This is a genomic window from Rhodococcus sp. P3_B8 (genome assembly GCF_056402775.1).
The window spans coordinates 1-7,261 of the sequence record NZ_JBFUGT010000319.1; the positions used below are offsets into that span (position 1 = coordinate 1).

Below are 7,261 nucleotides of genomic sequence, written 5' to 3' on the forward strand. Positions count from 1 at the left end.
GCCGGCACACTCAACATCTACGGGCAGGGGGATCACGGGTTCAGCGAACTCGACGCGGTGGTGCTGCTCGTCTACACGACGGCGATCGAGGGCCTGCTGAGGAGCGCCCGCAGCGTGGAGTTGGCCAGGAACGAGGTTTCGGGCCTGACGAGGGCGATGAAGTCCCGAGCGGTCATCGAGCAGGCCAAGGGAATCGTGATGGCGCTGCGGGGCGTGCCCGCGGACCAGGCATTCGAGATCCTCGTCGCGCAGTCGCAGCAGGAGCACGTCAAGTTGGCGGAGGTGGCCCGCCGCATCGTCGACTCGGTGACGACGACTCCCGAATGAACCGAGGCGGACAGTGCGATCAGTCCACGACCGGGGACAGCGAACCGAGGAAGGACTGCGCCCAGCGGTGCACGTCGTGGTCGAGCACCTGACGGTGCAGTCGCGACATGCGGCGCCGTCCCTGCTCCCGCTCCGGGTCGAGCGCGGCCATGATGGTGTTCTTCACTCCGTCGAGGTCGTGTGGGTTGACCAGGTAGGCGCCCCGGAGTTCGGCGGCGGCACCGGCGAACTCGCTGAGCACCAGCGCACCACCCAGATCCGCGCGACAGGCGACGTACTCCTTCGCGACGAGGTTCATCCCGTCCCGCATGGGGGTGACCAGCATGACGTCGGCGGCCAGGAACAGCGCGATCAGCTCGCTGCGATCGACCGGCTGGTAGAGGTAGTGCACGAATGGCCGGCCGATCTGACCGTGATCACCGTTGATGTGGCTGACCTGCTCCTCGATGGAACTGCGCATCTTCATGTAGTGCTCGACGCGTTCACGGCTGGGGGTGGCGAGCTGCACCATCGCGGTGTCGGACGGATCCAGGCGGCCCTCGTCGAGGAGTTCGCCGAGCGCCGAGAGGCGCAGGTCGATGCCCTTCGTGTAGTCGAGTCGGTCGACTCCGAGGAGGATCTTGCGGGGGTTCCCGAGCTCGCGGCGGATCTCGGCGGCCCGTTCGACGATGGCAGGATCGGTGGCCTGTTCGACCAGTTGCCGCGAGTCGACGGAAATGGGGAACGCGCCGACCTKCACGACCCGGTCGTCGAGTGTCACCTTGCCGAGTGCACTGCGCACGCCGACGCCTGCGGTGGTGGTGTCGAGTCCCAGAAGCCTGCGCGCCAGGAACAGGAAATTGTTGGCGCCGCCGGGCAGGTGGAAGCCGATGAGGTCGGCCCCGAGCAGCCCCTCCACGATCTCCTTGCGCCACGGCAACTGCATGAAYAGTTCGACGGGCGGGAACGGGATGTGGAGGAAGAACCCGATGGTCAGGTCGGGGCGCAGCTCCCGCAGCAGGCGGGGAACCAGCTGCAACTGGTAGTCCTGCACCCACACGGTTGCGCCCTCGGCCGCGGTGCGCGCGGTCTCCTCAGCGAAGTGGCGGTTCACCTCCAGGTACGAGTGCCACCAGTCCCGGTCGAAGACCGGTGCCACCAGCACGTCGTGGTACAGCGGCCACAGCGTCGCGTTCGAGAATCCTTCGTAGTACAGCGCGACCTCGTCCGAGCTCAGCTCCACCGGGTACAGGTCGATCCCGCCGGAGACGATCGGTTCGACCTTCGTGTCGGGCACACCGGGCCAGCCCACCCAGGAACCGCGTTCCCGGTCGTGAAGGATCGGCTCCAGTGCTGTGACGAGGCCTCCGGGGCTCCGCTTCCAGCGAGTCGTCCCGTCGTCGAGTGTTTCCATGTCCACGGGCAGCCTGTTGGCGACCACCACGAAGTCGGACGTGCCGTGCGGAGCAGTGTTCTTCACGCCGAGCGCCCACCCTGGTGAATTCCCTGGGCGACCAGCAGGAAGGCGTCCTCGAGGTCGGCGCAGAACGGGATCTGTGCAGCCATCTTCATCGCCGTCAACGGCCTGCGGAGAGCGTTGTTTCCCGTCACCGCCCACGGCACGGTGAGCCTGCGGGCGCGGGCGGCCATGGTGCCGAGTACCGGCAGAGCAGACGCGCAGAAGAACTGCACGTCCGTCAGGTCGAGCACGAACGGAAGTCGTTCGCTGATCGCCTCGTCGAGATGATTCCCGAAGGTGTGCAGCGTGGTGACGTCGATGTCACCGGATATCCGGACCACGAGGGTCCCGCCGGCACCGGGCGCACTGACGACGGAGAGCCGCCCGTGCTCGGGCTCGACGGCCCAGCTGAACAGCGTCGAATCGTCGGCAGGGTCGTAGTGTGTCGGCAGCGCACTGAGAACAGATTTCATGTCGTTTCCTCACGGTCGAGCGACGTTAGGAGACAGGCACGACATAAGGCGCGTGAACCGTGCCCGTCCATTGCGGCTGGGGGCTCAACCGTGCAGGACTCCGACGTTACCCCATTGCGTCAACGGCGGGGGCGCGCTTTTCTGCGCAGGATCGTCACCGATGCCACGGCGGCCACGCTTCCGCTTGTCCCACTGCACTTCTCGGTGTCCAATCGGGGTATCGAACCGGGGCGCGGCGTAGCTTGTTCGCGGAGTGGGTAATCGGAACGGATGGAAATCATCGCCATCGTGATCCTTGTCGGCGTCGTGACGTTCGTGATTGCCCGCCGCCGTGCGCACAATCGGAAACGGAACTGATGCGGGTCTGCCCTACGGGCGGCGCCGCTTCTTGTGCGAACTGTCGCAGAAGGGAGCGATGCTCGTCCGCCCGCACCGGCACAGCGCCACGGTGGCCCGATCGGTGCCGAGCGGGTTACCTTCGGGGTCGAGGATCCGCGCGGCACCGCGCACCAGCAGTGGACCATCGGGGCAGACCGTGATCGTGACGTCGGATTCGTCGGCCCCGGCACTGGGAATGGAGTTCATATGACTACCTTGCACTCTCCGTCGATGTCGGACACGGTCGCGCAATCGGGAACGTCCATGCCCTTTCCGAAGCCGCGCGGGCCCGTCAGCGACCTCCTGTTCTCCATTCTGCGCGCAGACGTCGCCGATGCCGAGCCGTTCGTGGCGGCGGCACGCTCCCTCGCCTCGTCCGCGCGCGACAGCCCGCGGGCGTTCCTCGTCGACGAGGACGCGCAGATCTGCCTGACCGCGCTCTACGAACTGCACCTGCAGGGGATCACCGGTGTCGGCGACGAATGGGAGTGGAACAGCGACCTGATCGCCGCCCGGTCGGCGCTCGAGGTTCCGTTCGACGCCGCGATCCGTGACGTCGCCGATGCGCCGACCGGCGCCGACGACGTGGTGGCGGCACTGTGGGCGATGACCGCCCCCAGCACGGCGCCCGGGCTGTCCGGTCACATGGCCCACGAGGCGGATCTCACCCAGTTCCGGGAACTGCTGATCCACCGTTCCCTGAACCAGTTGCGTGAGGCCGACGTGCACACACTCGGCATTCCGCGACTCGCGGGCGCGCCGAAGGCGGCGCTGGTGGAGGTGCAGTCCGACGAATACGGCGGCGGCAGACCCGAGCGGATGCATTCGGCGCTGTTCGCCACCACCATGCGTGAACTCGGGTTGTCCGACGACTACGCGCACTACATCGACGCGGTGCCCGCCGTGACGCTGGCGTCGCTGAACGCGCTGTCCCTGTTCGGCCTGCACCGCAGCCGACTCGGGGCCCTGGTGGGACACCTGTGCGCGGTGGAGACCACGTCCGCGTTGCCGAGCAAGAAATACGCCGCCGGACTGCGTCGCCTCGGATTCGGGAAGGCGGCCACCCTGTTCTTCGACGAGCACGTGGAGGCCGACTCCGTGCACGAACAGATCGTCTGCCGCGACCTCGCCGGCGGACTGGTCGCGGCCCGGCCCGACGTGGCCGACGACATCCTGCTGGGGGCCGCGGCCTGCCTCGCCTTCGACGACCTCGTCGGCGACCACGTCGCACGGTGCTGGGAGGAAAACCGCACGTCGCTGCGGCAGCCGCCCGGTTAAAGGGTCAGGTGCCGGACGCGGCGACCGCGTGCTCGAGATCGCTGAGCGACGTCTCCAGGTGCGTGATGATCCGCTGCAGGTGCGGGACGGCGTTCCGATCGCCCACCACGCCGACGTCGAGCTGACCGGACCGGCTGGTGAGGGTGATGCTGAGCGCCTGACCCCCGAGGACCGTCGGCGCCGGATACACCGCGTCGAGGCGGGCCCCGTTCCAGTATCGCGGCCTCGACGGGCCCGGCATGTACGAGATCATCACGTTGAACGGTGGGGGAGTCTCGTCGACGAACCGGCGGACCGGCTCGAGCAGGATCGGGCTGATCGCCAGCGCACTCATCAGCTGGAACTGGGTGTGGCTCAGCGCACCGAAGACCCGGTTGGTGTGCTCGACCGACTCGCTGATGCGGGCGAGGCGTGCCGCCGGATCAGCTTCGTCGGTGGCCAGGCCGACGACCATCGCGCCGACGCCGTGATCGCGGCCGCGCGGTCCGATCATCGTGCCGCCGAGGTCGAGGGGCACCGGCAGCATCGCCGTCAACGGTGCGTCCGGGAGCGCGTACTGCTCGAGGAGATACCGGCGCAAAGCCCCCGAACACATCGCGAGCACCACCGCGTTGATCGTGGTGCGGGCCGCGGTGGCCACCGACACCAGGCGCCGGATCGGCCACGATCGTGCCGCCAGTTTCCGGGCCCGGCCGACCGGAACGTTGAGCATCGTGGGCGGTGACTGCAGGGGAAGGGTCAGATGCTGCTCGCGGACGCCGTCGTAGGCGACCTTCGCGAGCGCGGGCAGCACCCCGACGATGCTGGTGGCGGCCCGCACCCCGGCCCGGACCACGGCCACCGGCAACACGGATTCGCGCCGCGGCACACCGGCGACCCCGGGAGTCCACGGTGCGGGGCAGTCGCGGGCGTCGGGGTCGGTCGACAGCGCGTGATGGAGAAGTCGCAGCCCGGCCGGTCCGTCCATCAACGACAGGTGAATCTTCGAGAACACGGCCGTCCGTCCGTCGGCGAGCCCCTCGATGACGTGCATCTCCCACATCGGGTGCTGCGGATCGAGCGGCATGCCGTGCATCTGGGACACCAGCGACAGCAGGTCCTCCATCCGGCCCCGGCCGGGGACCGCCGTGTGCCGCACGTGGTAGCCGAGATCGATACGCTCGTCGAACGACCACCAGGGGTAACTGGCCCCGCGGAGCGGGCGTACGGCGCGCCGGCGGAACGTGTCCGACGCGCCCTCGTGCGAAATCAGCGCCTCGAACATGGCCCGGGCATGATCGGGCCCCGACTCGCGCGGCGGTTCGAACAGTTCGAGCGCACCCACGTGCATGGGATGCGACGGCGTCTCGAACAGCACGAACATCGCCTCGGTGGGACTCATCACCGACATCCAGCGCCTCTTTCTCATGCTCGGGACACGGCCCGAGCATGCCCCGGCGCATCCCACGTCTCCAGGGTAAGCAGAACACGGAAACTTCTTCCGCAAGGCCGTTTTCGTGCCCCGCCTGCTCAGCCGCGGTCGAGCTGCGGAAACACCGTCTCGCGGGCGAGGAGCAGAACGGCGGCGGCGACGGGTATCGCGAGCAGCGCCCCGACGATCCCCAGCAGTGCGCCACCGATGAGGACGGCGACGACGGTGACCATCGGGGGCACCTTGACGGTGCGGCCGATGATGCGGGGAACGAGAAGATAGTCCTCGAACAGACGGAGCGCGATGAAGAAGACGATGGTGGCCAGTGACACCGGCAGGGAGACGGTGAGGGCGACCAGTGCCACCACCACGCCGGCGAGGGTGGAGCCGACCACCGGAATCAGATCCAGCACGGCGACCAGGACGGCCAGCAGCAACGGGTAGGGGACGTCGAAGGCGACCAGCCACACGAACGTGAGGATGGCGGTGATCAACGAGATCAGGAGATTCCCGAGCACGTATCCGCCGACCTTCGCGAAGATTTCGTCGCCGATCAGGATCGTGCGGGGTCGCCGTGAGTTCGGGGCCAGGCGGTAGATCGACGATCGGATGTGTGCGAAGTCGGCCAGGAAGTAGGCGGTGAGCACGACCACGATCACGGTGCCGCTGATGGCGCTGAACACGAACTTGCCCGCACCCACGAGCCCGCCGACCACCGTCGGCGCGTTGCTCGCATCGAGTGCCCGGCGCAGTTCGTCCTGCAGGTGGAACCGGGTGCTGAGTTCCTCCAATACCGGGTAGCGCTGCTCGAGGTGTCCCAGGTAGTCCGGGGCGTTGTGCACGAGTGCGCCACCCTGCGTCACCATGGGCGGGATCGCGGCGGCCAGGAACCCGGCCAGCACGGCGAAGGCCAGGACGAAAACCGTTGCGACCGCAGCCCATCGGGGGAAACCGTGCCGCACCAACCAGGACACCGCGGGTTCGAGGCCGATCGCGAGGAATGCGGCGACGGCGATGAGGACCAGCACCCCGCGGGCCGCGAGAACGACCTCGATCAGGGCGTATGTGACGGCGACACCGGCGGCCCCGGCCATTCCGATGAAGAACGGGGACCGGCGATCGAACCGCGGTCCGGGCTTCCCGAGCGGATGCGTCGCCGTGCTGATACGCGCCGCGCCCTCCTCCGCGGCGACGATCGACTGCTCCTGCGCGGGGGAATGCGGTTGGGCCACACTGTCGTCGTGACCCCCGGCGCCCGTGGTCACGGCCGTCTGACGACTCTGTCCCGCCGTCCACTGCCGGCGGTGTCCCGGCCGATGCGGGGACACCGATCCGCGGCGGTCGTGCCGGGTCTCGTGGTCGGCACCCCCGCCGATGCGGGTGCCGAGCGGCAGTAGTCGTCGATCAACTCCACCGCACGATCCGCGCAGACGGCGGGCGACGGCATCCGCCCGATGCCGAGGCCGTCGATCACGATGACACTGCGGCGACCCAGTCCTTCGACGCCGAGTGACCAGCCGAACGWGCGGTTCCACGCGAGCACCGCGTTGCGTCCGGGCAGATAGTGCAACCGGAGCGGCAGAACGAGGACGGCTTCGATGCCGTCGCTGTCCCACCAGTCGATGGAGTCGGCGTGAACGGTTCTGGCCACCGTGTGGATGTAGTCCCGAACGGTGCGGGTGTCGGCAATGCCTGTTCCGCTCTTCATCGTCCACCGCCTCAGCTGCTAGACGATCGACATACCCGGCCCCGCGACAGTTGAAACTTCACCCACCGAGGTGTGTGTGCTCGAGCGGCGCGACCCGCCCGACTCCGGGTAGCCTCGCCGCATGCCTTACGTGGAGCGCTCGGGAGATGTGTTCGTCCTGTACTTCGGCGAGGAGGGGGAACCGGACAGCGAGAACGCCTTCCACCCGGATTGGATCGACAGCATCGACGGCCTCCTCGACCAGATCG

General features: G+C 68.1%; 8 protein-coding genes. 2 read left to right on the forward strand and 6 right to left on the reverse strand.

What is annotated here, in order from left to right:
• Positions 1–327: ANTAR domain-containing protein (locus AC1D1G_RS38730; protein ID WP_477956244.1), on the forward strand; the 327-nt coding region annotated here is incomplete at its 5' end.
• 19 nt (positions 328–346) lie between these two features.
• Here the strand turns inward: AC1D1G_RS38730 and AC1D1G_RS38735 are convergent.
• The 3 genes from AC1D1G_RS38735 to AC1D1G_RS38745 all read right to left on the reverse strand — a co-directional run bounded on the left by AC1D1G_RS38735 (position 347) and on the right by AC1D1G_RS38745 (position 2,823).
• Entirely contained in the window at positions 347–1,786 is a 1,440-nt protein-coding gene (locus AC1D1G_RS38735) for an alpha,alpha-trehalose-phosphate synthase (UDP-forming) (RefSeq protein ID WP_477956245.1), read from the reverse strand.
• Entirely contained in the window at positions 1,783–2,238 is a 456-nt protein-coding gene (locus AC1D1G_RS38740; RefSeq protein ID WP_317567264.1) for an STAS domain-containing protein, read from the reverse strand. Before AC1D1G_RS38740 ends, AC1D1G_RS38735 begins: the two co-directional genes overlap by 4 nt.
• 369 nt (positions 2,239–2,607) lie before the next feature.
• Positions 2,608–2,823: a CDGSH iron-sulfur domain-containing protein gene (locus tag AC1D1G_RS38745; protein ID WP_105417444.1), complete on the reverse strand. Its 216-nt coding sequence runs from the start codon at positions 2,821–2,823 to the stop codon at positions 2,608–2,610.
• Positions 2,824–2,847: 24 nt separating this feature from the next.
• On the opposite strand from AC1D1G_RS38745, the gene AC1D1G_RS38750 reads away from it, so the two are divergent.
• On the forward strand, positions 2,848–3,894 hold the full coding sequence (locus AC1D1G_RS38750; protein WP_283332551.1) for an iron-containing redox enzyme family protein: 1,047 nt from the start codon (positions 2,848–2,850) through the stop codon (positions 3,892–3,894).
• A 4-nt stretch (positions 3,895–3,898) separates the two neighbouring features.
• Here the strand turns inward: AC1D1G_RS38750 and AC1D1G_RS38755 are convergent, their stop codons facing one another.
• From AC1D1G_RS38755 to AC1D1G_RS38765, 3 genes are all read right to left on the reverse strand, one after another.
• Positions 3,899–5,284: a WS/DGAT/MGAT family O-acyltransferase gene (locus AC1D1G_RS38755; protein WP_280783182.1), complete on the reverse strand. Its 1,386-nt coding sequence runs from the start codon at positions 5,282–5,284 to the stop codon at positions 3,899–3,901.
• A 119-nt stretch (positions 5,285–5,403) separates the two neighbouring features.
• The gene (locus tag AC1D1G_RS38760) at positions 5,404–6,570 is read right to left on the reverse strand and encodes an AI-2E family transporter (protein ID WP_477956246.1); all 1,167 of its coding nucleotides are present in this window, start codon (positions 6,568–6,570) and stop codon (positions 5,404–5,406) included.
• Positions 6,567–7,013 carry a DUF6292 family protein gene (locus AC1D1G_RS38765; protein ID WP_477956247.1) on the reverse strand — a complete coding sequence of 149 codons (447 nt, stop codon included), beginning with the start codon at positions 7,011–7,013 and terminating at the stop codon, positions 6,567–6,569. Before AC1D1G_RS38765 ends, AC1D1G_RS38760 begins: the two co-directional genes overlap by 4 nt.
• Between the last annotated feature and the right edge of the window lie 248 nt (positions 7,014–7,261).

Bases quoted from the DNA above. Each gene is read 5' to 3' on its own strand.
- AC1D1G_RS38740 (WP_317567264.1), bottom strand. From the start codon at position 2,238: ATGAAATCTGTTCTCAGTGCGCTGCCGACACACTACGACCCTGCCGAC.
- AC1D1G_RS38745 (WP_105417444.1), bottom strand. From the start codon at position 2,823: ATGAACTCCATTCCCAGTGCCGGGGCCGACGAATCCGACGTCACGATC.
- AC1D1G_RS38750 (WP_283332551.1), top strand. From the start codon at position 2,848: ATGTCGGACACGGTCGCGCAATCGGGAACGTCCATGCCCTTTCCGAAG.
- AC1D1G_RS38755 (WP_280783182.1), bottom strand. From the start codon at position 5,284: ATGTCGGTGATGAGTCCCACCGAGGCGATGTTCGTGCTGTTCGAGACG.